Genomic DNA, 23,066 nt, shown 5'->3' on the forward strand with positions numbered 1-23,066 from the left:
CGAGGACTTGGCAGAGGCTCGACCGTCTCGTAAATCCCGCCAACGCACCGTCCGCCGTCCCCCACCTGACGCCTTATCTGATCCTAGTTGATCTTCGTCGAATCGACGGTCAACTGCCGCGCAAACCGCTGTACGGCTGCAATCAGGGCGATCCTTTCGATTGAGTCGTACCGCCAGGAAAGTACATTTCGAATCAACCTGTTGCCGGCTTCCCGGTGCTGTTGATCGCAGGCTGTCTATGGAGTTCTAAAGTGCGTCTCAATTTGCCGGTCACCTCTGTTGAGCAGACCTTTCCCGACCAGCAGCGGCTCATATCCGCCACCGATACCAACAGCCACATCACCTACTGCAATGCCGAATTCGCCGCGATGAGTGGTTTCAGCCAGGCCGAGCTGATTGGCAGCACCCATAACCTGGTGCGTCACCCGGATATGCCGGCGGCGGTGTTCGAGTCGATGTGGGGGTATCTCAAGGCAGGGCAGAGCTGGATGGGCGTGGTGAAGAACCGCTGCAAAAACGGCAATTTCTACTGGGTCAGCGCCTATGTCACGCCCATCCTCGAAGAGGGTCGACTGGTGGGGTATGAGTCGGTGCGGGTCAAGCCGACCCGGGAGCAAGTGAACCGCGCTGAAATCCTCTATGCGCGACTGCGTGCTGACAAGGCACCGGTCTCGGCCTGGCGGCACCTGGAGGCAGCAGCCAGGCCATTGCTGTTGCCGGTAGCGGTAGCGGTGGGTTGCCTGGCGGCATTCACCTGGTTGCCGACGCTGCTGGCCCAGGTGCTGACGGTCACGGGGTTCGTGGGGGTCGGGCTGATGGCCCAGCGCCGTTTGGGGCAGCAGCTCAAGCAGATTGTCCGTAGCACTCCAAACACCTTTGCCGATCCGATCTGTGCCCTGGCTTACAGCGACGCGCTGGGGCCGGCGGCGCAGTTGCAACTGATCCTGGCCAGTGAAGAGGCGCGGCTGAAAACCGCCTTGACCCGACTCAGCGACCTGGCTCGACAGATGGCTACGGCGGCGGCCGACTCCAGTCAGTTGTCCAGCCGCACTGAGTCGGCGCTGCTGGAGCAGCGAGCGGAGACCGACATGACGGCCGCTGCCATGACCCAGATGGCCGCTTCGATCACCGAGGTTGCCGAACACGTACAGCACACCGCCAGTGAGGCTCACACTGCCAACCTGCTGGCCCAGCAAGGCAGCCAGGTGGCGGGCACTTCCCGTGACGCCATCCAGTTGCTGGCCCGCACTGTTACCCAGATCAATCAGGCGGTGGGTGACCTGGCCGGGCAGACCCAGGACATCATGGTGGCGGCGAGCATGATCCAGGCGATTGCCGACCAGACCAACCTGCTGGCCTTGAACGCAGCCATCGAAGCCGCTCGGGCCGGAGAGCAGGGGCGCGGGTTTGCCGTGGTGGCCGATGAGGTGCGCGCTCTGGCCGGTAAGACTCGTGAGTCCACCCAGCAGATCCAGGGCATCATCCAGAGCCTGCGGGCCGGTGCCGATGAGGCGGTGCAGATCGCCAGCCTGGGCATCGAGGAAGCCGAGCAAGGGGTGCAGCAGGTCTTGCAGGCGCAGCAAGCCTTGCAGGGCATAGGCGCCGCGGTGGAGCGTATCACTGACATGAGTCAGCAGATGGCTGCGGCGTCCCAGGAGCAGTCCCATGTAGCGGAATCGGTTTCCGAACAGATCAACAGTGTCGCCGCCACGGTGCAGCGCACTGCCGAGAATGCCAGCGCCGGAGTCGTTCGCGGCGCGGAGCTGGAAAACATCTCTTCCGGGCTGCGTGCCTTGGTCGAGCGGTTCAACCGCTAGCGACAGTGAGTTCGACTCATGGATGAGAAATACCGCAGGGCCGTCGATGCCGCCGCCATTTTCTCCGAGACAGACCTCGGCGGTTGCATCACCTATGTCAACGACCTGTTCTGCCAGATCTCGGGCTACAGCCGTGAAGAGCTGATCGGAGCCAACCACCGGATGCTCAGTTCGGGGCTGCATCCACCGGAGTTCTTTACCGAGCTGTGGCAGACCATCATCCAGGGGCGGGTGTGGAAAGGCGAGATCTGCAACCGTGCCAAGGACGGCAGCCTGTACTGGGTCGACAGCACCATGGTGCCCCTGGTGGATCAGCGCTCCGGCAAGGTGATGCGCTATGTATCGATCCGCTTCGATGTCAGCGAGAAGCGCCAGTTGCTGCATTCGCTGCAATGGCGGGTTGGGCATGACGTGCTCACTGGTCTGCCCAATCGGGCCTTCCTTTCCGATCTGTTGCACCAGGCGCTGGACTTTTCCCGCCAGGAGAATATTCCCCTGGCGGTATGCATGCTCGATCTGGACGGTTTCAAGGCGGTCAATGATGGCTACGGTCACGCCTGTGGTGACCTGCTGCTGGTGGAAGTGGCTGCGCGCCTGCGTTCGATCATCAGGGGTGAAGATGTGGTGGCACGCCTGGCCGGAGACGAGTTCGTGCTGATCCTGCGTTACGTCAGGGACATGCTGGAGCTACGGGCGGCACTGCAGCGGGTGTTGGCGACCATTTCCCAGCCGTATTCGATCCAGGGCAAGGACATCAATGTGTTTGCCAGCATTGGGGTGACCCTGTTTCCCACCGATAACCATGATGCCGATACCTTGCTGCGCCACGCCGACCAGGCGATGTACGTGGCCAAGCAAAGCGGACGCAATCGCTTCCACCTGTTCGATGTCCTGCGTGATCGCGAAGTGATGGTCACCTACCAGACGGTGGAGCACGTGCGCCAGGCGCTGAACAGCGGCGAGCTGCAGCTGTATTTCCAGCCCAAGGTCAACATGCGCAGCGGCGCGGTGGTGGGGTTTGAAGCCATGTTGCGCTGGCAGCACCCGCAGCGCGGGATGCTGGGTTCCCAGGATTTCCTGCCTCAGGTGGAAGAGACCGACCTCATCGTCGATATCGGCGAGTGGGTCATCGATCAGGTGATGAGTCAGCTGCAACGCTGGCAGGCGGCAGGCCATGTCTGGCCGGTGAGCCTGAACGTCGCGGCCCGGCATTTCCAGCGCACGGATTTTGTCGAGCGGCTCAAGGGGATGCTCGATCGCTACCCGGATGTGTCACCCGTCTTGCTGGATTTGGAGATCGTCGAGTCGGTGGCCATCGACAATATCCAGCGAGTCAGCGATTGCCTCGATGCCTGCCAGGGCTTTGGTGTGCAGTTTTCCCTGGGGGACTTCGGTACTGGGCATTCGTCCCTGAGCTACCTCAAACGTCTGCGTACCCAGACCATCAAGATCGATCGATTGTTTGTCCGCGACATGCTTCACGACCAGGATGACCAGGCCCTGATTCAGGCTCTGGTCGGACTGGCCCGGGCGTTTGGCCGCCAAGTTGTGGCCGAGGGCCTGGAAAGCCTGGCCCATGGTGAGCGATTGATGGCCCTCGGATGTGAGGTGGCCCAGGGTGAGTTCATTGCTGCGCCCATGCCCGCTGACGCCGTGCTGGAGTGGGTAAGCAACTTCGAGCCGCCGCTGCCGTGGCGGTGCGGCACGCTTCAGGGCGACACGGTGTCGGAGGCCTGAGCGCCGGTCTGCGGGTCGACGTAGCGCTGGACGATGGCATCGATCTCGCCGGACATCTTCATCTTCAGCAGGGTCCGCAGAATTCGCTGGGCCGGCACTGCCGGGTCATTGCGCACGTAGCAGCCCACGGCTTGCTCCTGCAGCAGCGCGACGCGGTGCAAGGGTTTGCCGGAGGACTGGGTCTTGTTGAACCAGTCCAGGGTCCACTGGCTGGCGATAGCGTACTGGTAGCGTCCTACCTGGAGCTTTTGCAGGACTTGCTCCTCGTTGCGGGCATCGTCACGAATCAGCTGGGCGCTCTCGAACAGGGGTTGCAGCGAGGTGTAGGTGTAGCTCAGTACGGTGCCGATGTGCTGAGTGGGCAACTGTTGCGGGTTGATCGGCTCATGATGGTAGCGGTTACTGACCAGCAGGTTGCGTTGCACGAACAGCGGTACGCTCCACAGGTAATCCCCGGACAGGTTCGGCAGCCAGGCTTGTGCGGCGAAGCAGCGCACGTCGACTTCGCCCTGGGCCATGGCGTTCTGCACCCGGGCGCGGGCCAGGACGTGGAACTCGGCACGGGTGCCCATATGCCGGGCGAGGCTGTTCATGGTGTCGTAAAGGATGCCGGCGGTGGGTTGCTCGCCATCGACCTCGATGGTCGGCATGGCCCAGCTGTCGGCGATGACAAAGCGTAAAGGCGCTTCGGCGGCTTCCAGGCTGGTGCTCAAGAGTAGCAGGGCGCCCCAGGTCAAATGCATACGGTCTCCCACGGTTCTAACGACCGAGCAATCCTTTGCGAAATGCAGCTTAGACAGATTAGACGAGCGCGCCGGATGCAATTTCGCCCTTGCTCCGCTAGCATTACCGGCTTCCGCTTTCCAGTTGCGACGGTTTTCGATGAGTTATCAGGTTCTTGCACGTAAATGGCGTCCGCGCTCGTTCCGCGAAATGGTCGGCCAGACCCATGTGCTCAAGGCTCTGATCAATGCCTTGGACAGCCAGCGGCTGCACCACGCTTATCTGTTTACTGGCACCCGCGGGGTGGGCAAGACCACCATCGCGCGGATCATTGCCAAATGTCTGAATTGTGAAACAGGCATCACTTCCACGCCGTGCGGCACCTGTTCGGTGTGCTGCGAGATCGACGAAGGACGCTTCGTCGACCTGATCGAGATCGACGCCGCGAGCCGGACCAAGGTCGAGGACACTCGTGAACTGCTGGATAACGTGCAATACGCGCCGAGCCGCGGGCGCTTCAAGGTCTACCTGATCGACGAAGTGCACATGCTTTCCAGTCACTCGTTCAACGCCTTGCTCAAGACCCTTGAAGAGCCGCCACCCTACGTCAAGTTCATCCTCGCAACCACCGACCCGCAGAAGCTGCCGGCGACCATTTTGTCCCGTTGCCTGCAGTTCTCCCTGAAGAACATGACCCCCGAACGGGTGGTCGAGCACCTGAGCCATGTGCTGGGTGTAGAGAACGTGCCGTTCGAAGACGACGCATTGTGGCTGCTGGGCCGCGCCGCCGACGGCTCGATGCGTGACGCCATGAGCCTGACCGATCAGGCCATCGCCTTCGGTGAAGGCAAGGTCATGGCCTCCGACGTGCGAGCGATGCTCGGCACCCTCGATCACGGCCAGGTCTATGACGTTCTCCATGCCCTGATCAATGGTGACGCCAAGGCGTTGCTGGAGGCTGTGCGCCATCTGGCGGAGCAGGGCCCGGACTGGAACGGCGTGCTCTCGGAAATTCTCAACGTGCTGCACCGGGTCGCGATTGCCCAGGCGTTGCCCGAAGGGGTCGACAACGGTCATGGCGATCGTGACCGGGTACTGGCTCTGGCCCAGGCGCTGCCGGCCGAAGACGTACAGTTTTATTACCAGATGGGCCTGATCGGCCGTCGTGATCTACCGTTGGCGCCGGACCCGCGAGGGGGCTTCGAAATGGTCTTGCTGCGGATGCTGGCCTTCCGCCCGGCGGACACCGCGGATGCACCGAGACAGCCGCTAAAGCCAGTGGGGATCAGCCAGGCCACAGTTGATTCCGCCCAAGCCGTGGCGGTACCAGCACCTGCTGTGCCTGTGGCTCCCGTTACTCCTATTGCTAGCGCGCCGGTCGCACCGGCTGCCGCTCCGGCTCCGATTCCAGCTCCGCCGGTCGCGCCTGTACCTGTCGCGCCGCCGGTTGCCGAAGCGCTTGCCGTCGAAGCGGTTGACGTCGAGCCTGGGCCGGAGGCCGCCGAGGAGGTGGTCGACCTGCCTTGGAACGATCCGGTAGCGCCGCAGATCGAGCAGCAACCAGCTGTTGAACCGGTGCTGGACGTGGTGGCCGAACAGCCCGAGCTGACGCCAATGCCAACTCCAACGCCCGACAGCGTGGTGCCGGATGCGCCGGAGTGGGTCAGTGCGCCGGTGCCCGAGCCGAGCGTGGCCGAGGTCGACGCTGCCACCCCGGGCATTGATCTGGACGACGAGCCGCCCCTGGACGAGGACTACATCGAGCCGGACATGGATTCGGCCTACAGCTACCTGGACGAGCTGGCCAGCGAGCACGCCGCCGATCCGGCCCCGGAGCCCGAGCCGGAACCTGCTGCCAAGCCGGCCACTGGCCTGGCTCTGGAGTGGCTGCAACTGTTCCCGAAACTGCCGATCTCCGGCATGACCGGCAGCATCGCCGCCAACTGCACCCTGATGGCCGTAGAGGGTGACAACTGGCTGTTGCACCTGGATCCGGCCCACAGCGCACTGTTCAACGCCACTCAACAGCGCCGGCTCAATGACGCGCTGAACCAGTACCACGGACGTACCCTGACCCTGACCATCGAGCTGATCAAGCCCGAGCAGGAAACCCCGGCCCAGGCCGCTTCGAGGCGTCGGGCCGACCGTCAGCGCGAGGCGGAGGACTCGATCCACGGCGATCCGTTCATCCAGCAGATGGTCCAGGAGTTCGGCGCCGTGGTGCGCCAGGATACTATTGAACCTGTCGAGGCCCTGGCCGCTCAGGGTTGATCACTTAAAGGGCGCCGGACCCTGGGTCGGGCGCTGTTTCAATCCCCGTACTTTGAGGTAATTCCCATGATGAAAGGTGGCATGGCCGGCCTGATGAAGCAGGCACAGCAAATGCAAGAAAAAATGGCCAAGATGCAGGAAGAACTGGCCAACGCTGAAGTCACCGGCAAGGCTGGCGGCGACATGGTCACTGTGGTCATGACCGGTCGTCACGACATCAAGCGTGTGAGCATCGACCCGAGCCTGCTGGAAGGCGTCAGCGAAGATGACCGTGAAGTGCTGGAAGACCTGTTCGCCGCTGCGGTCAATGATGCCGTGCGCAAGATCGAGTCCAACAGCCAGGAAAAAATGTCCGGCATGACTGCCGGCATGCAACTGCCTCCAGGCATGAAACTGCCGTTCTGAGTCGCCCAGGCGCTTCGGATGGACGCAAAAAGCCAGGCCTTGAGCCTGGCTTTTTTTATCCTGTCGATAAGCACTGCGCTGTTCGTGGGAGCTGGATTGCGGGCGAAGGCCGCCGCCGATCCGTCTGTAGAAACATCGAACGCCACGGCCCTCGTGGGGTCTGCACCCTATACAGTCCTTTCCAACCCTCGATACAGGAGTGTCTGTGATGTCGCAAACATTGACCCTCAACCAGCGTGTGGTGCTGGTCTCTCGTCCCCAGGGTGCACCGGTCCCTGAGAACTTCCGTCTGGAGCGGGTCGCCTTGCCGGAGCTGGCGGACGGCCAAGTCCTGCTGCAGACCCTCTACCTGTCCCTGGACCCCTACATGCGCGGCCGCATGAGTGACGCGCCGTCCTACGCCGCACCGGTGGAAATCAATGAAGTCATGACCGGTGGCGCGGTGAGTCGGGTCGAGCGTTCGCTGAATCCAAAGTTCCAGGAAGGCGATCTGGTCGTGGGGGCCACTGGCTGGCAGAGCCACTGCATCAGTGATGGTCGTAACCTGATTCCGGTGCCTTCCGGCCTGCCCAGCCCCTCCATGGCCTTGGGCGTGCTGGGCATGCCCGGGATGACTGCCTACATGGGGCTGATGGACATCGGTCAGCCCAAGGCCGGGGAAACCCTAGTGGTGGCTGCGGCGTCCGGCGCTGTGGGCTCGGTGGTAGGGCAGGTGGCCAAACTCAAGGGGCTGCGGGTGGTGGGTGTGGCCGGTGGCGCGGACAAGTGCCGCTACGTGGTCGAGGAACTGGGTTTCGACGCCTGCATCGATCACAAGGGCGCCGATTTTGCCGCTGAGCTGGCCCAGGCCTGCTTCAAGGGCGTGGACATCTATTTCGAGAACGTCGGTGGCAAGGTGTTCGATGCCGTGCTGCCCTTGCTCAATCCTAAGGCGCGCATTCCCCTGTGCGGGTTGATCGCTCAGTACAATGCTCAGGAACTGCCGCCAGGCCCGGACCGTCTGCCGCTGTTGCAGCGCGCCTTGTTGACCAAGCGGGTGCGGATCCAGGGCTTTATCGTCTTCGACGACTATGGTGACCGGCATCCAGAATTCATCAAGGCCATGGCGCCCTGGGTGCGCGAAGGCAAGGTCAAGTTCAAGGAAGATGTGGTCGAAGGCCTGGAGCAGGCGCCTGAAGCCTTCATCGGCCTGCTGGAGGGGCGCAACTTCGGCAAGCTGGTGGTCAAGGTTGCCGCGCACGCGAGTATTTGACGCTACCCTGAGGCGCGGGTATAAACCGCGTCTCGTCGTTTTGTCGGACCTTTGCCCATGAGCTTCAGCCCCCTGATTCGCCAACTGATCGATGCCCTGCGCACCTTGCCGGGCGTGGGTCAGAAAACCGCCCAGCGCATGGCCTTGCAGCTGCTTGAACGTGATCGCAGTGGTGGTTTGCGCCTGGCCCAGGCCTTGAGCCAGGCCATGGAAGGGGTGGGGCATTGCCGTCAATGCCGGACTCTGACTGAAGACGAGCTGTGCCCGCAGTGTGCCGACCCGCGTCGCGACGACAGCTTGCTCTGCGTGGTGGAAGGACCGATGGATGTGTACGCGGTGGAACAGACCGGCTATCGCGGTCGATATTTCGTGCTCAAGGGGCACTTGTCACCGCTGGACGGTCTAGGGCCCGAAGCGATCGGTATTCCGCAGTTGCTGGCACGGATCGAGGAGCAAGGCAGCTTCAGCGAAGTGATCCTGGCCACCAACCCGACCGTGGAAGGCGAGGCTACTGCGCACTACATCGCCCAGCTGCTGACCAACAAAGGCCTGATCACTTCGCGTATCGCCCACGGCGTGCCTCTGGGTGGCGAGCTGGAGCTGGTGGACGGCGGCACCCTGGCCCATTCCTTCGCCGGTCGCAAGCCCATAGCGCTTTAATGCGGTAGGAGCCGGCTTGCCGGCGAAAGACCCGCCACACATTTTCTTGAAAACCAAGCAAGCGCTTGGTAAGTTCCCTCGACCCTTCAGAGGAGCTTGCCGATGTCTGCCTGCCAGGAATACTTCGACCCCAGCCACCAGTTGGTCCGTGACAGCGTGCGACGTTTCGTCGAACGGGAAATTCTCCCCGAGATCGATCAGTGGGAGGAGGCTGAAAGCTTCCCCCGCGAGCTGTATCTCAAGGCCGGTGCGGCAGGGATTCTGGGGATCGGCTATCCCGAAGCCCTGGGGGGCAGTCACGAAGGTGACCTGTTCGCCAAGATCGCCGCCAGTGAAGAGCTGATGCGCAGCGGTTCCGGCGGGCTGGTGGCAGGGCTGGGCTCCCTGGATATCGGCCTGCCGCCCATCGTCAAATGGGCTCGATCCGAAGTGCGGGACCGAGTGGCGCCCCAAGTGCTGTGCGGCGAGAAAATCTGCGCTCTGGCGGTGACAGAGCCCAGTGGTGGCTCTGACGTGGCCAACCTGCAAACCCGCGCCGTGCGTGACGGCGATCATTATCGGGTCAGCGGCAGCAAGACCTTTATCACCAGCGGCGTACGCGCCGACTTCTACACCGTTGCGGTGCGTACCGGTGAGCCCGGTTACGGCGGCATCAGCTTGCTGCTGATCGAAAAGGGCACGCCGGGCTTCACCGTGGGGCGACAGCTGAAAAAGATGGGCTGGTGGGCCTCGGACACTGCCGAGCTGTTCTTTGACGATTGCCGGATACCGGTGGGCAATCTGATCGGTGCCGAGAACATGGGTTTTGCCTGCATCATGGGCAATTTCCAGAGCGAACGCCTGGCCCTGGCGCTGATGGCCAACATGACGGCGCAGATGGCCCTGGAGGAAAGCCTGAAGTGGGCTCGCGAGCGCGAGGCGTTCGGCAAGCCCATCGGCAAGTTCCAGGTGCTCAAGCATCGTCTGGCGGAGATGGCTACGGCTCTGGAAGTCTCGCGGGAGTTCACCTATCGCCAGGCGGCGAAGATGGCCGCGGGCAAGAGTGTGATCAAGGAGATTTCCATGGCCAAGAACGTTGCCACCGATACCGCCGACCGTATTACCCATGATGCGGTGCAGATACTCGGTGGCATGGGCTACATGCGCGAGAGCCTGGTGGAGCGCCTGTATCGCGACAACCGTATTCTCTCGATCGGCGGCGGCACTCGCGAGGTGATGAACGAAATCATCAGCAAGCAGATGGGCCTGTAGAAACCTGCTTGCTGGTGAATACGCGGGTAGACCCTAGCGCTCAGTCAGCGAGAACTGCGTCAGGCAGAAGGTTGGGATGCCCATGTCTTCCAGTTTCTGCGAGCCGCCCAGCTCCGGCAGGTCGATGATGGCGGCGGCCTCGTAGATCTTCGCCCCCATGCGCCGTACCAGATTGGCTGCGGCGATCAGGGTACCGCCGGTGGCGATCAGGTCATCGAACATCAGTACCGAATCGCCTTCGCACAGACTGTCGGCGTGGACTTCGAGAAAGGCTTCGCCGTATTCGGTCTGATAGCCCTCGGCGAGCACGTCCGCAGGCAGCTTGCCCTGTTTGCGAAACAGGATCAGCGGCTTATTCAGTTGGTAGGCGATGATCGAGCCGATCAGGAAGCCCCGGGCATCCATGGCACCGATGTGGCTGAAGTCTTCTTCGACATAACGCTGGGCGAAACTGTCGGCCACCAGGCGCAAGGCCCGGGGAGACTGGAACAGAGGGGTAATGTCGCGGAAGATCACGCCCGGTTTCGGGAAGTCGATGACAGGGCGGATCAGGGATTTGATGTCGAAGGAATCGAAGGCCATCTTCAGGTGTCCTGGCGGGCAAATAGGCCGCGCCAGTATACCCGCGACCGAGCGGCTTGGCTCAGTCGCAAGTGCTGCGGTTCAGCCGTCTACCGAGCCGCCGGCCAGGGCGCAGAGCTGGATCGGATCGAGGATGTGCACTTCCTTGCCTTCGGCGGCAATCAGTTCGTTCTGCTGGAAACGGGTGAACACCCGGGATACGGTTTCCACCGCCAGGCCCAGGTAGTTGCCAATTTCGTTGCGCGACATGCTCAAGCGGAACTGGTTGGCCGAGAAGCCCCGTGCGCGGAAACGTGCGGAGAGGTTGACCAGGAAGGTAGCGATGCGCTCGTCTGCGGTCTTTTTCGACAGCAGCAGCATCATCTGCTGATCGTCACGGATTTCACGGCTCATGACTCGCATTAACTGGCGGCGCAGTTGCGGCAGTTGCAGAGCCAGTTCGTCAAGGCGTTCGAAGGGAATCTCGCACACCGAGGTGGTTTCCAGGGCTTGTGCCGAAACCGGATGGCTTTCGGTATCCATGCCGGACAGCCCCACCAGCTCGCTGGGGAGGTGGAAGCCGGTGATCTGTTCTTCGCCACCGTCACTGAGGCTGAAGGTTTTCAGGGCACCTGAACGCACGGCATACACCGAGTCGAAGCCGTCACCCTGACGGAACAGGAATTCGCCTTTTTTCAATGGGCGGCCACGTTTGACGATTTCGTCCAGCGCGTCCATGTCTTCCAAATTCAAGGAAAGTGGCAGGCACAGAGGGGCCAGGCTGCAATCCTTGCAATGGGCCTGGTTATGAGCGCGCAGTTTAACTGGCTCGGACATTCTAGAATCCTTGTGGGAAAACACACATAAGCCGTAAGGGTAACTCACGGGAGGAGGTTCCGGCCAGTCCGTGCCGTATTGATTGTTAGTCGTAAAGCATTCCTTTTATGAGTCGATAACCAGTTAACAAAGTTAACTTGGAGAGCTGCAACTATGTCCTCTGTTGGCGGTATTACTAATGGCAGCAACAACTTGCAGCTACTTTCCGAGACCTCGAAAGGCCGTGATGACGATGAACTAAGGAACTCTCCATTAGTTGCTGAATCGGTGATCGGAGAGGGCGTCAAAGTGTCGCTGTCGGGTGTTGGATTGCAGAAATCCTCCAGTGCTGCGGGCGATGACCGTGACATCGAGGAAAGCGGACTGCCCGAAAATATTCAACAGCTCCTCAAAATGATCAGAAAATTGCAACAACAGATTGCCGAAAAGCTTGCCCGGCTTCAGGCAGTCATGGCCGACAAACACCTGAGCCCTGAAGAGGCCAAGGCGAAGGTTGGCAGCTTGCAGTCTGCCCTGGCGAGCCTGAATAGCGGTTTGCTGACTGCCAATGCCTCCCTGGCCAAGGCGATGAAAGAGGCAGGTCTGAGCCCCGAGCAGGTGATGAAGGCCGCTTCCCTGATCATGAAGTCCTAGATCACCCGGGAAAAACGCTGGCGATTCTGTTGGCCCAGGTATGCATCGAAGATCATGCACACCGAGCGCACCAACAGGCGTCCTGCTGGAAGTACGGTAATCGCCTCGGCGCTGAGTTGAATCAGGCCATCGTCGGCCATCTCCTGCAGATCCGGCCATAGTTCGTTGAAGTAGCCACGAAAGTCGATATTGAATGCCTTTTCTATATCTTCGAACTTAAGACTAAAGTTGCAGATCAGTTGTTGAATAACTTCACGGCGCAGACGGTCGTCGGTGTTGCATACCAAGCCACGACTAGTGGCCAGTTGTGCACCCGCCAAAGCATTTTGATACTGGGTCAAGTCACTGCTGTTCTGGCAGTAGAGATCCCCGATCTGACTGATGGCCGATACTCCCAGCCCAATCAAGTCGCAATGACCATGTGTGGTGTAACCCTGGAAGTTGCGTTGCAGGGTCGACTCCTCCTGGGCGATTGCCAGCTCGTCATCGGGCAAGGCGAAATGGTCCATGCCGATGTAGCGATAACCAGCTGCGGTCAATTGCTCGATGGTGCGTTGCAGCATTTCCAGTTTCTCTGCCGGAGCCGGCAGCTCATTGCCATTGATCCGCCGTTGCGGCATGAAGCGCTCGGGCAGATGGGCATAGTTGAAGACTGAGAGGCGATCCGGTTGCAGGCTGATCACTTCTTCCACGGTGCGGGCGAAGTGCTCTGGTGTCTGCTTGGGCAGGCCGTAGATCAGGTCGATGTTGATGGAGCGAAATTGCAGGGTGCGGGCCGCTTCGATCACGGCCCGTGTTTCCTCCAGGCTCTGCAGGCGATTGACCGCCCGTTGTACCGCCGGGTCCAGATCCTGCAGGCCAATGCTGACCCGATTGAAGCCCAGCTCCCGGAGCAGGCCCATGGTGGACCAGTCGGCTTCCCGGGGGTCGATCTCGATACCGTAGTCCCCGGAGTCATCGTCCAGCAGGTTGAAGTGCTTGCGCAGCAGCGCCATCAGTTGGCGCAGCTCATCATGATTGAGAAAGGTCGGGGTTCCGCCGCCGAAGTGCAACTGCTCGACCCGCTGGTTGGGCGCCAGGTGGCAGGCGATCAGTTGCATCTCCTGTTCCAGGCGTTGCAGGTAGGGCAGGGCGCGGCTGCGATCCTTGGTGATGACCTTGTTGCAGGCGCAGTAGTAGCAGATGTTGGCGCAGAACGGGATGTGCACGTACAGCGACAACGGACGCTGGGCCTTGCGGCTGTCGCGCAGGGCGTGCAGCAGATCGAAGGCGCCGACCTGGCTGTTGAATTGCACCGCGGTCGGGTATGAGGTGTAGCGTGGTCCCGCCAGGTCATAGCGGCGGATCAGATCTGTGTCCCAACGAATGGCGTCGAGCATGCGGGAATTCCCCCGGATAGGCTGGCAGTGTTCGCGAGTCTAGGGGGTTAGGGCTGCGGCCATCTTGATTTGTATCAAGGGTGTTCGGGAGCCGCTGAGGTAGCGCCGACGGGGCGTGCAAGCCCTGTAGCCGGGCACTTTCCTGGGATCAGTGGCCCATCAGCCAGTGTTGGTGAGGACCAGGCAGGGTCCAGATGCCGAACAGCATGACCAGCAGCCCTCCGGCCATGCGCACGCTGCGACGGCGCAGCAGGGCGGTAACCCGTTCTGCCGCGAGGCCCGTGGCCAATAGCACAGGCCAGGTGCCGAGGCCGAATGCCAGCATCAGCAGAGCGCTGTCCAGAGCGTTGCCCTGGCTCGCCGACCACAGCAGGGTGCTGTACACCAAGCCGCAAGGCAGCCAGCCCCAGAGCGCACCCAGGAGCAGTGCACGAGGCAGGCTGGAAACTGGCAGCAGGCGGTTGGCGACAGGCTGGATATGCCGCCACAGGCCCCGTCCAAGGCCTTCGATGCGGGTCAGGCCGCTCCACCAGCCGGCCAGGTACAGGCCCATGGCGATCAACAGCAAGCCAGCCAGTACCCGCATGAACAGCGCCACCGGGCTGCTGGCCACGGCCCAGCCAGCCAGGCCCAGCAGCAGGCCGGCCAGGGCATAACTGAGGATGCGCCCCAGGTTATAGGCCAGTAGCAGGCGGAAACGCCGGCTGCGTTGCTCCTGGGGAATGGCCAGGGTCAGAGCGCCCATCAGGCCGCCACACATGCCCAGGCAATGCCCTCCACCCAGCAAGCCAAGGATCACCGCCGAAACCAATAGGGGAGCCAGCTCAAGCATGAGGTGGTTCCGCTTTCTTGACCGGCTCGGCGTCGTTGCCTGGCTGGCCCTTGGCTTCGTCCACCGCTGCGGTGTGGCTAGGGTCTTGATCGTCGAACAGGATGCTGTGGGCCGGGCCGTCGAGGTCGTCGTACTGACCGCTGTCGACGGCCCAGAAGAAGATATAGATGGCGATGGCCACGATCAGCAGGGCGGCCGGAATCATCACATATAGAGCTGGCATCTGGACTCCAGGCCCGGCGGCTCAGGCCGGCAACAGGCGGGTTTCGGGGGCGCCGGCGCTGTCGGCTGACCGCGGCATGCGGGTCAGGCGCAGGGCATTGAGCACCACGGTCAGGGAACTGATGGACATGCCGATTGCAGCCCAGACCGGAGTGATCCAGCCCAGGGCAGCGAACGGCAGCATCAGGCCATTGTACAGCCCGGCCCAAAGCAGGTTCTCGATGATTACCCGGCGGGTCCGGCGGGCCAGGCTGAAGGCCTGCACCAGTGCGTCCAGGCGGTTGGACAGGAGCACTGCATCGGCGCTGGTCTTGGCCAGGTCGGTGGCCGAACCCATGGCCACGCTGATGTCGGCGGCGGCCAGCACCGGCACATCGTTGACCCCGTCGCCGAGCATCAGCACTTTGCGGCCCTGTTGATGCAGCTGTTGCAGTACCTGCAGCTTGTCATCCGGGCGCAGGCCACCACGGGCCTCGTCGATCTGCAGTTCGGCTGCGACGCTGGCCACCATCGGTGAGCTGTCCCCGGACAGTAGCAGGGTATGCCAGCCGCGAGCCTTGCAGGCGGCCAGGAGGGCTGGGGCGTCGCTGCGCAGCCGGTCATCGAGCACCAGCCAGGCGAGGGCGCCCTGGCTGTCACCCAACAACAGCCACTGGCCGGCTTCATCGGGCATCGCGGGCACCGGGCAACCGCTGAGTTCGCAGACGAATGCCGGCTGGCCGATGCGCAAGCGCTGTGTGCCCACCAGGCCTTCCAGGCCCAGCCCCGGGCTGCTGGTGACCTCTTCGGCCGCCACTGGAGCACGGCCAAAAGCCCGGGCAATAGGGTGCTCGGAGCGGTTCTCCAGGGCGGCCGCTAGGCTCAGGCAGTCATCGCTGGACAGCGGCCCCAAGGGGCGAATGGCGCGCAGTGCCAGGCGTCCTTCGGTGAGGGTGCCGGTCTTGTCGAAAATCACCGTGTCGATCTGGTTCAGGCCTTCGAGCACATGACCGCGGGTCAACAGCAGACCGAGCTTGTGCAGAGTGCCGGTGGCGGCGGTCAGGGCCGTTGGGGTGGCCAGGGACAGCGCGCAAGGGCAGGTGGCAACCAGCATGGCCAGGACGATCCAGAAGGCGCGCGAGGCATCCAGTTGCCACCACAGCAGGCCGATGGCCGCTGCAGCGATCAATGAAAACAGCAGGAACCACTGGGCCGCGCGGTCGGCGACCTCCGCGAGCCGCGGTTTCTCTGCCTGAGCCCGATCCAGCAGGCGGACGATGGCGGACAGCCGGGTGTCCTGGCCCAGGGCCTGAACCTCCACCGTCAGCGCGCCTTCGACGTTCAGGGTGCCGGCAGTGACGCTATCTCCCAGGCTGCGTGGTTGCGGGAGGTACTCGCCGGTGAGCAGGGATTCGTCGATGCTCGACTGGCCGTCGAGGATCTTGCCATCGGCCGGCAGCACCGCGCCGGGATGCACCAGTACCCGGTCGCCCAGGCGCAGTTCGGTGAGCAGGATGCGTTCACTCTGGCCGTCCTGGCCCAGGCGCAGGCAGGAGGCAGGCAACAGGTTGACCAACTGCGCTGTGGCCGCCGCGGTGCGTTCCCGGGCCCGACGTTCCAGGTAGCGGCCGGCGAGAAGGAACAGCGCGAACATGCCCACAGCGTCGAAGTACAGTTCGCCGACACCGCTGATGGCGGTCCAGATTCCCGCCAGGTAGGCCCCGCCAATGGCCAGGGACACCGAGACATCCATGGTCAGGTGACGGGTGCGCAAGTCGCGCATGGCGCCCTTGAAGAAAGGTGCGCAGCTGTAGAACACGATGGGAGTGGTGAGGAACAGTGCGACCCAGCGCAGGATGGTGTGCAACTCCGGGCTCAGGTCGATATTGAATTCCGGCCAGGTGGCCATGGTCGCCATCATGGCCTGGAACCACAGCAGTCCGGCGACCCCCAGCTGGCGCAGGGCCAGGCGGTTTTCGCTGGCCAGTTGCTCGGAGGCGCGGTCCGGCTGGTAGGGGTGGGCGGCGTAGCCGATGTGCCGCAGTTCGCTGAGAACCTGGCTCAGTGGCAGTTGGCTATCGGCCCAGCGCACATGCAGGCGGTGGTTGGAAAGGTTGAGGCGGGCCTCGACCACTGCTGGCAGGCTGCGCAGGTGTTTTTCGATCAGCCAGCCACAGGCGGCGCAACTGATGCCTTCCATGAGCAGTGTGGTTTCCGCCAGCTCGCCTTCGTGGCGGACAAAGGGCTGTTGCACGTCGGCACGATCGTACAGTGCCAATTCGTCCAGCAACTGCACAGGCAAGGCTTCGGGGTTGGCCGAGGCTTCACTGCGGTGGCTGTAGTAATGCTCCAGGCCGCCAGCAACAATGGCTTCGGCCACCGCCTGGCAGCCCGGGCAGCAGAACTCCCGAGGCTCGCCGAGCACGACGGCGGTGAACCGGCTGCCAGTGGGAACCGGCAGGGCGCAGTGGTAGCAGGGCAGTGGCGTGGTCATCGGCGGTCTTTGTGGTCGGGAAAAAACTCATCGCCGGCCAGTCGCCTGCAACCCGGGTGACGGGGAGGGCGGCGGGCCGGCGATGGACGACAGGTGTTGTTCAGTTCAGGTCTTCCGCCCCTTGCAGCGGCTCATCGCCCAGCAGCAGGTCCTTGTCGTGGCTGACTTGTTCCTCTTCGAACATGCGCCAGGTCTTGTCGCCTTCGACTCCCAGTAGCTCGACGAAGCGCCGGCCTTCGACCTGATCGCTCAGCTGGCCAATGTAGCGACCTTGTTCGGTTTCGCTGCGGGTGAGGGCGATCTTGCGGTCTTTCTCGGGCTGGGTCGGCGAGATCAGGTTCAGCTCCAGGGTCTTGGGCTGGCTGTTACCGCTCAGGCGCAGTTCCACTTCGCCGGTCAGTTCGTCGAGGTGCACGTTGGCGCGCATCTTCAGGGTCTGGGCCAGCAGTTCACGGTCCAGGGAGCGGTTGATGCCCTTGCCGGCCTCGTAGTAGTTGTCGTTGACCAGGTTGTCCGGGTTGTTCACGGCAATGGTCACCATGGACAGGGTCAGGGTCACCGAGCAGGCGAGGATGCCAATGATGATCCAGGGCCAGAGGTGTTTGTACCAGGGGCTGGTGGTGGTAGCTGCGGGCATGATCACTTCTCTTGGCTCTTAACGAATTTGTGGGCCGATGAACCGGCTCTTGGCTTCAACGTGGACGCTGTCATCGTCGGCATCCTTGAGGATGAACTTCACCTCGTTGGTGGTCGATGGCAGTTGCTCTGGAGCGATGGACAGTTCCACTGGCATGCTGACGATATCGCCGGCCTCCACGTGGATCTCACGCTTGCCTTGCAGTTTCAGGTCCGGCAGGCCAGCGGCATCGAGCACGTAGGTGTGGTCGCGCTGGTCTTTGTTCATGATCTTCAGGCTATAAACGTTTTCGATCCGGCCTTCTGAGTTTTCGCGGTACAGCACCCGGTCCTTGCTGACATCGAAGCCCACCAGCGAACGCATGAAGAACGCGGTGACCAGCAGGCTGATCATGGCCAGCAACACCAGGGCGTAACCGACCAGGCGCGGACGCAGTTTATGGGTTTTCTGTCCGGATAGGTTGTGTTCGGTGGTGTAGCTGATGAGTCCGCGTGGGTACTCCATCTTGTCCATGATGCTGTCGCAGGCGTCGATACAGGCGGCGCAGCCAATGCATTCGATCTGCAGGCCATCACGGATATCGATGCCGGTGGGGCAGACCTGGACGCACATGGTGCAATCGATGCAGTCGCCCAGACCCTGGGCCTTGTAGTCGGCGCCTTTCTTGCGTGGGCCACGGCTTTCGCCACGGCGCGGATCGTAGGACACGATCAGGGTGTCCTTGTCGAACATCACGCTCTGGAAGCGCGCATAGGGGCACATGTAGATGCACACTTGCTCGCGCAGCCAACCGGCGTTGCCGTAGGTGGCCAGGGTGAAGAAACCGACCCAGAAGTACGACCAGCCATCGGCCTGGCCCGTGAAGAACTCGATGACCAGTTCGCGGATGGGCGAGAAGTAGCCGACGAAGGTCATGCCGGTGACGAAGCCAATCAACAGCCAGAGGCTGTGCTTGCTGAGTTTGCGCAGGAACTTGTTGGCGCTCATGGGCGCCTTGTCCAGCTTGATGCGCTGATTGCGGTCGCCTTCGGTGACTTTCTCGCACCACATGAAAATCCAGGTCCAGACGCTCTGCGGGCAGGTGTAGCCGCACCAGACGCGTCCGGCATAGACGGTGATGAAGAACAGGCCGAAAGCGGCAATGATCAACAGGCCCGAGAGCAGGATGAAGTCCTGGGGCCAGAACGTGGCGCCAAAGATAAAGAATTTACGTTCCGGCAGGTTCCACCAGACAGCCTGGTGACCACCCCAGTTGAGCCACACGGTGCCGAAGTACAGCAGGAATAATCCGGCGCCGCCCAGCATGCGCAGATTGCGGAACAGGCCAGTGAAGGCGCGGGTGTAGATTTTTTCCCTGGAGGCGTAGAGGTCGACGCTGTTGGTCGCGTTTTTGGCAGGCGGGGTAACGTCTTGTACGGGAATCTGGTTGCTCATCATTGCATCCCACGGCAGTGGAAAAATGCCTCGGCCAGTACATGCCGGCCGGGGTCAAAAGGGGTGTTGCAGTGGCGCAATGATACGCCTGTAGCTCTAGCGCAAGGGTGCGACCTTTGGTCGCGTTGGGGGAAATCAACTGATGGTGTAATGACTTGAATCAATTGACTTATGAATTATGGACCTATTTGCAGGCGGCGCCGTTCAATTCTTCCAAGGAGTGATCAGGCGGACTCCGCAGGCCTCAAAGTCCTCCTTGTTCTAGAAATGTTGCTACTGGGTTGCCGGGAAGGGTGATCCACCGTCGAGCACCAGCTGATGCAAGGCGCAAACAAAACGGCCCCGTCAATTTTCATTGGCGGGGCCGTTGAGTGTTGCTTTCAGGCGTCGGTCTTACTCGGCGTCGGCCTGCTTGTTACCGTGGGACAGGCTGTAGACATAGGCCGCCAGCAGGTGAACCTTGTCATTGCCTTGCAGTTGTTCCTGAGCAGGCATCACGCCCTGACGGCCATGACGAATGGTCTGCTGCAGTTGGGCGAAGCTCGAGCCGTAGATGAAGGCTGCCGGGTGAGTCAGGTTCGGGGCGCCCATGGCTGGTGTGCCTTTGCCTTCCGGACCGTGGCAGACCGCGCAGTTGGCGGCGAACAGCTTCTGACCATTGACCGGGTCGGCCTTGATGCCTTCCGGCAACTTGCGGCCGTCGAGGTTGGTCAGGACATAAGCGGCAACGTCACTGACGCCCTGTTCCTTGATCACGTCCACCCAGGCTGGCATCACCGCGTGGCGACCGCCCATGATGGAGGCCTTGATGGTTTCCGGCTCGCCGCCCCAACGCCAGTCGGCGTCAGTCAGGTTAGGGAAGCCATAGGCGCCCTTGGCGTCGGAGCCGTGGCAGACCGAGCAGTTGGACGCGAACAAGCGACCGCCCATTTTCAGGGCTTGCGGGTCCTTGGCCACTTCTTCGATAGGCATGGCGGCGTACTTGGCGAAGATCGGACCGAACTTGGCATCCGACTTGGCCATTTCCTTTTCCCACTCATGCACACCGGTCCAGCCGGGCTGGCCGTTGGCAAACGGGGTCTGCTTCTCGTTATCGAGGTAGTTGTAGCCCGGCAGGACGCCTTTCCAGTTGCCCAGGCCCGGGTACAGCACCAGGTAACCCAGGGCGAAGACGATGGTGCCGACAAACAGCATGAACCACCACTGTGGCAGCGGGTTGTCGTACTCCTCGATCCCGTCGAAGGAGTGGCCGACCGTCTCGTCGGTCTGCTCAGTGCGCTGGCCCTTGCGGGTCGACAGCAGCAGCCAGGTCAGGGCGAAGATGGTACCCAGACTGAGGACTGTGACGTACAGACTCCAGAACGTAGTCATTCTTTGTTACTCCTAGAAGCTTGCTCGACGTGCTTGATGGCGTCGGGATCATCCGCGAACGGCAGCAAGGTCGCGTCTTCAAACTCGGACTTGCGCTTGGGGCTGAACACCCAGAGCGCCAAGCCGATGAAGGCCACCATCACAACAAGGGTGCCCAGGCCACGAATCATCCCGATATCCATCTAGATCACCGTTTGCTTTTGATGATGGTGCCCAGGCCTTGCAGATAGGCCACCAGCGCGTCCATTTCGGTTTTGCCCTTCACAGCATCCTGGGCGCCGGCGATGTCTTCGTCGGTGTAAGGGACGCCGAGTGTGCGCAAGACTTCCATTTTCTTCGCGGTGTCTTTGCCGTCGAGCTTGTTTTCTACGAGGAACGGATAAGCCGGCATCTTCGACTCGGGGACCACGTTGCGCGGGTTGTACAAGTGCGCACGCTGCCAGTCATCGGAGTAGCGGCCGCCGACACGGGCCAGGTCCGGGCCGGTACGCTTGGAACCCCACAGGAATGGGTGGTCCCAGACGCTTTCACCGGCCACCGAGTAGTGGCCATAGCGTTCGGTTTCAGCGCGGAACGGACGGATCATCTGCGAGTGGCAGCCGACACAGCCGTTGGCGATGTACACGTCGCGGCCTTCCAGTTCCAACGCTGTGCGCGGCTTCATGCCCTCCACCGGCTTGTTGGTAACGTCCTGGAAGAACAGCGGGACGATCTGGGTCAGGCCGCCGATGCTGACGGCGATGACCATGAAGAAGGCCAGCAGGCCAATGTTCTTCTCGACTACTTCGTGCTTCATCAGTGAGCTCCAACTACAGCGATCTGAGCGGCGGCTTCAGCTTCAGCCGGGTTCGAGGCGCGAACGGTGCGGAACACGTTGTACGCCATGATCAGCATGCCGGCGGCGAAGAACGCACCGCCCAGAGCGCGGACGATAAAGCCCGGGTGACTGGCTTGCAGCGCTTCGACGAAGGAGTAGGTGAGGGTGCCGTCATCGTTGATTGCACGCCACATCAGGCCCTGGGTAATGCCGTTGACCCACATCGAGGCGATGTAGAGCACGGTACCGATGGTGGCCAGCCAGAAGTGGGTGTTGATCAGGCCGGTGCTGTGCATCTGCTGACGACCGAAGACTTTCGGGATCAGGTGGTACAGGGCGCCGATGGAGATCATTGCTACCCAGCCCAGAGCGCCGGCGTGTACGTGGCCGATGGTCCAGTCGGTGTAGTGCGAGAGCGAGTTGACGGTCTTGATCGCCATCATCGGACCTTCGAAGGTCGACATGCCGTAGAACGCCAGGGACACCACCAAGAAGCGCAGGATCGGGTCGGTGCGCAGCTTATGCCAGGCACCCGACAGGGTCATCATGCCGTTGATCATGCCGCCCCAGCTGGGTGCCAGCAGGATGATCGACATGGCCATGCCCAGGGACTGGGCCCAATCCGGCAGTGCGGTGTAGTGCAGGTGGTGCGGACCGGCCCAGATGTACAGGGTGATCAGCGCCCAGAAGTGCACGATGGACAGGCGATAGGAGTAGATCGGACGCTCGGCCTGCTTGGGTACGAAGTAGTACATCATCCCCAGGAAGCCGGTGGTCAGGAAGAAGCCCACGGCGTTGTGGCCGTACCACCACTGGATCATGGCGTCAGTCGCACCGGCATAGGCCGAATAGGACTTGAAGAAGCTGACCGGCAGGGAGGCGTGGTTGACGATGTGCAGCATCGCGGTCACCACGATGAAGGCACCGTAGAACCAGTTACCGACGTAGATGTGCTTGGTCTTGCGCTTGGTGATGGTGCCAAAGAACACCAGGCCATAGGTGACCCAGACGATCGCCAGCAGGATAGCCAGGGGCCATTCCAGTTCGGCGTATTCCTTGGTGGTGGTGTAACCCAGTGGCAGGGTCACGATCGCGCCGACGATCACCGCTTGCCAACCCCAGAAGGTGAAGGCCGCAAGGCTGTCGGAAATCAGTCGCGTCTGGCAGGTTCGCTGCACGACATAGTAAGAGGTGGCAAACAATGCACATCCACCGAAGGCGAAGATCACCAGGTTGGTGTGCAGCGGGCGCAGGCGTCCAAAGGTCGTCCATGGCAGATCGAAGTTCAACTCCGGCCAGACCAGTTGCGAGGCGATGAAGACACCGAGCCCCATGCCAAGGATCCCCCAGACCACCGTCATGATGGCGAACTGGCGGACTACCTTATAGTTATAAGCAGTCGGACTGATTGCTGTGCTCATTCTAAGGTTCCACGGTTTGGGTGTTTTATTAGGGATAAAAATCGGCCGCAAGTATGGAGAAAGCAGGGGGTCATTGCAACGCGCCATGACCTGGGTCAATGCGTTCCATGCCTGATTCTGCGGCCTTTCCCTATGCCGAGTAGGGACAAAAATTGCCCTCGGACAAAATGTCGCAGTGGACAAAAAACTTGGGGTGTCAGGTCAGTTGTAACCGGGTGTGTGGAAGTCCGCGGATCAGCTGACAGGTGGTAAGCCAGTCGACAGCCGGTATAAACCAGCCTTTGCGGCCTGTCATCGAGCGAAAGCTTCGAACGTCAAGGATACCGATGGCCT

The 23,066-nt window shown here is 61.7% G+C and carries 21 protein-coding genes; 8 read left to right on the top strand and 13 right to left on the bottom strand.

Features of this window, described 5'->3' with window-relative positions; genetic code table 11:
- The first annotated feature begins 251 nt into the window (after positions 1–251).
- Positions 252–1,817, top strand: a complete 1,566-nt coding sequence (locus tag LOY69_RS09600) for a methyl-accepting chemotaxis protein (RefSeq protein ID WP_265074426.1) — start codon at positions 252–254, stop codon at positions 1,815–1,817.
- A gap of 18 nt (positions 1,818–1,835) precedes the next feature.
- Positions 1,836–3,554 carry a putative bifunctional diguanylate cyclase/phosphodiesterase gene (locus tag LOY69_RS09605; protein WP_110596947.1) on the top strand — a complete coding sequence of 573 codons (1,719 nt, stop codon included), beginning with the start codon at positions 1,836–1,838 and terminating at the stop codon, positions 3,552–3,554.
- Here the strand turns inward: LOY69_RS09605 and LOY69_RS09610 are convergent.
- On the bottom strand, positions 3,527–4,297 hold the full coding sequence (locus LOY69_RS09610; RefSeq protein WP_110652561.1) for a substrate-binding periplasmic protein: 771 nt from the start codon (positions 4,295–4,297) through the stop codon (positions 3,527–3,529). The genes LOY69_RS09605 and LOY69_RS09610 overlap by 28 nt on opposite strands.
- 139 nt (positions 4,298–4,436) lie before the next feature.
- On the opposite strand from LOY69_RS09610, the gene dnaX reads away from it, so the two are divergent.
- The 5 genes from dnaX to LOY69_RS09635 all read left to right on the top strand — a co-directional run bounded on the left by dnaX (position 4,437) and on the right by LOY69_RS09635 (position 10,116).
- Positions 4,437–6,548: a DNA polymerase III subunit gamma/tau gene (dnaX, locus tag LOY69_RS09615; protein ID WP_265074427.1), complete on the top strand. Its 2,112-nt coding sequence runs from the start codon at positions 4,437–4,439 to the stop codon at positions 6,546–6,548.
- A 66-nt stretch (positions 6,549–6,614) separates the two neighbouring features.
- Entirely contained in the window at positions 6,615–6,953 is a 339-nt protein-coding gene (locus tag LOY69_RS09620) for a YbaB/EbfC family nucleoid-associated protein (RefSeq protein ID WP_015634779.1), read from the top strand.
- A 208-nt stretch (positions 6,954–7,161) separates the two neighbouring features.
- Positions 7,162–8,205, top strand: a complete 1,044-nt coding sequence (locus tag LOY69_RS09625; protein WP_265074428.1) for an NADP-dependent oxidoreductase — start codon at positions 7,162–7,164, stop codon at positions 8,203–8,205.
- A gap of 57 nt (positions 8,206–8,262) precedes the next feature.
- Positions 8,263–8,865, top strand: coding sequence for a recombination mediator RecR (gene recR / locus LOY69_RS09630; RefSeq protein ID WP_102863810.1), 603 nt, complete (start codon positions 8,263–8,265; stop codon positions 8,863–8,865).
- A gap of 102 nt (positions 8,866–8,967) precedes the next feature.
- Entirely contained in the window at positions 8,968–10,116 is a 1,149-nt protein-coding gene (locus LOY69_RS09635; RefSeq protein ID WP_265074429.1) for an acyl-CoA dehydrogenase family protein, read from the top strand.
- Between the two features lie 33 nt (positions 10,117–10,149).
- On the opposite strand, the gene LOY69_RS09640 is transcribed toward LOY69_RS09635, so the two are convergent.
- Positions 10,150–10,698, bottom strand: coding sequence for an adenine phosphoribosyltransferase (locus LOY69_RS09640; protein ID WP_102863808.1), 549 nt, complete (start codon positions 10,696–10,698; stop codon positions 10,150–10,152).
- 81 nt (positions 10,699–10,779) lie between these two features.
- Positions 10,780–11,514 (bottom strand): fumarate/nitrate reduction transcriptional regulator Fnr, encoded by a 735-nt coding sequence (gene fnr, locus LOY69_RS09645; RefSeq protein WP_102863807.1) that lies wholly within the window; start codon positions 11,512–11,514, stop codon positions 10,780–10,782.
- A 153-nt stretch (positions 11,515–11,667) separates the two neighbouring features.
- On the opposite strand from fnr, the gene LOY69_RS09650 reads away from it, so the two are divergent.
- Complete coding sequence (locus LOY69_RS09650; protein ID WP_102879003.1) at positions 11,668–12,147, top strand: hypothetical protein; 480 nt, start codon at positions 11,668–11,670, stop codon at positions 12,145–12,147.
- Here the strand turns inward: LOY69_RS09650 and hemN are convergent.
- The 10 genes from hemN to ccoN form a co-directional block, all read right to left on the bottom strand.
- Positions 12,144–13,526 (bottom strand): oxygen-independent coproporphyrinogen III oxidase, encoded by a 1,383-nt coding sequence (hemN, locus tag LOY69_RS09655; protein ID WP_102879004.1) that lies wholly within the window; start codon positions 13,524–13,526, stop codon positions 12,144–12,146. The genes LOY69_RS09650 and hemN overlap by 4 nt on opposite strands.
- Before the next feature lie 148 nt (positions 13,527–13,674).
- Positions 13,675–14,358, bottom strand: coding sequence for a sulfite exporter TauE/SafE family protein (locus LOY69_RS09660; protein WP_102863804.1), 684 nt, complete (start codon positions 14,356–14,358; stop codon positions 13,675–13,677).
- On the bottom strand, positions 14,351–14,581 hold the full coding sequence (gene ccoS, locus LOY69_RS09665) for a cbb3-type cytochrome oxidase assembly protein CcoS (protein WP_102863803.1): 231 nt from the start codon (positions 14,579–14,581) through the stop codon (positions 14,351–14,353). The genes LOY69_RS09660 and ccoS overlap by 8 nt, the downstream gene beginning before the upstream one ends.
- A gap of 21 nt (positions 14,582–14,602) precedes the next feature.
- Positions 14,603–17,053 carry a heavy metal translocating P-type ATPase gene (locus tag LOY69_RS09670; RefSeq protein WP_102879005.1) on the bottom strand — a complete coding sequence of 817 codons (2,451 nt, stop codon included), beginning with the start codon at positions 17,051–17,053 and terminating at the stop codon, positions 14,603–14,605.
- 100 nt (positions 17,054–17,153) lie between these two features.
- Positions 17,154–17,690 carry a FixH family protein gene (locus tag LOY69_RS09675; RefSeq protein WP_102863801.1) on the bottom strand — a complete coding sequence of 179 codons (537 nt, stop codon included), beginning with the start codon at positions 17,688–17,690 and terminating at the stop codon, positions 17,154–17,156.
- A gap of 18 nt (positions 17,691–17,708) precedes the next feature.
- Positions 17,709–19,124: a cytochrome c oxidase accessory protein CcoG gene (gene ccoG / locus LOY69_RS09680; protein WP_123392371.1), complete on the bottom strand. Its 1,416-nt coding sequence runs from the start codon at positions 19,122–19,124 to the stop codon at positions 17,709–17,711.
- A 393-nt stretch (positions 19,125–19,517) separates the two neighbouring features.
- Entirely contained in the window at positions 19,518–20,495 is a 978-nt protein-coding gene (gene ccoP, locus LOY69_RS09685) for a cytochrome-c oxidase, cbb3-type subunit III (RefSeq protein WP_102863799.1), read from the bottom strand.
- A complete protein-coding gene (locus LOY69_RS09690; RefSeq protein WP_011060239.1) occupies positions 20,492–20,677 on the bottom strand; it encodes a CcoQ/FixQ family Cbb3-type cytochrome c oxidase assembly chaperone in 186 nt (61 codons plus the stop codon). The genes ccoP and LOY69_RS09690 overlap by 4 nt, the downstream gene beginning before the upstream one ends.
- Positions 20,678–20,682: 5 nt before the next feature.
- On the bottom strand, positions 20,683–21,291 hold the full coding sequence (gene ccoO, locus LOY69_RS09695) for a cytochrome-c oxidase, cbb3-type subunit II (RefSeq protein ID WP_102863798.1): 609 nt from the start codon (positions 21,289–21,291) through the stop codon (positions 20,683–20,685).
- Complete coding sequence (ccoN, locus tag LOY69_RS09700; RefSeq protein ID WP_102863797.1) at positions 21,291–22,733, bottom strand: cytochrome-c oxidase, cbb3-type subunit I; 1,443 nt, start codon at positions 22,731–22,733, stop codon at positions 21,291–21,293. Before ccoN ends, ccoO begins: the two co-directional genes overlap by 1 nt.
- Positions 22,734–23,066: the final 333 nt, after the last annotated feature.

Origin of the sequence: Pseudomonas sp. B21-059 (assembly GCF_026016285.1) — a bacterium.
Lineage (GTDB): Bacteria > Pseudomonadota > Gammaproteobacteria > Pseudomonadales > Pseudomonadaceae > Aquipseudomonas > Aquipseudomonas danubii.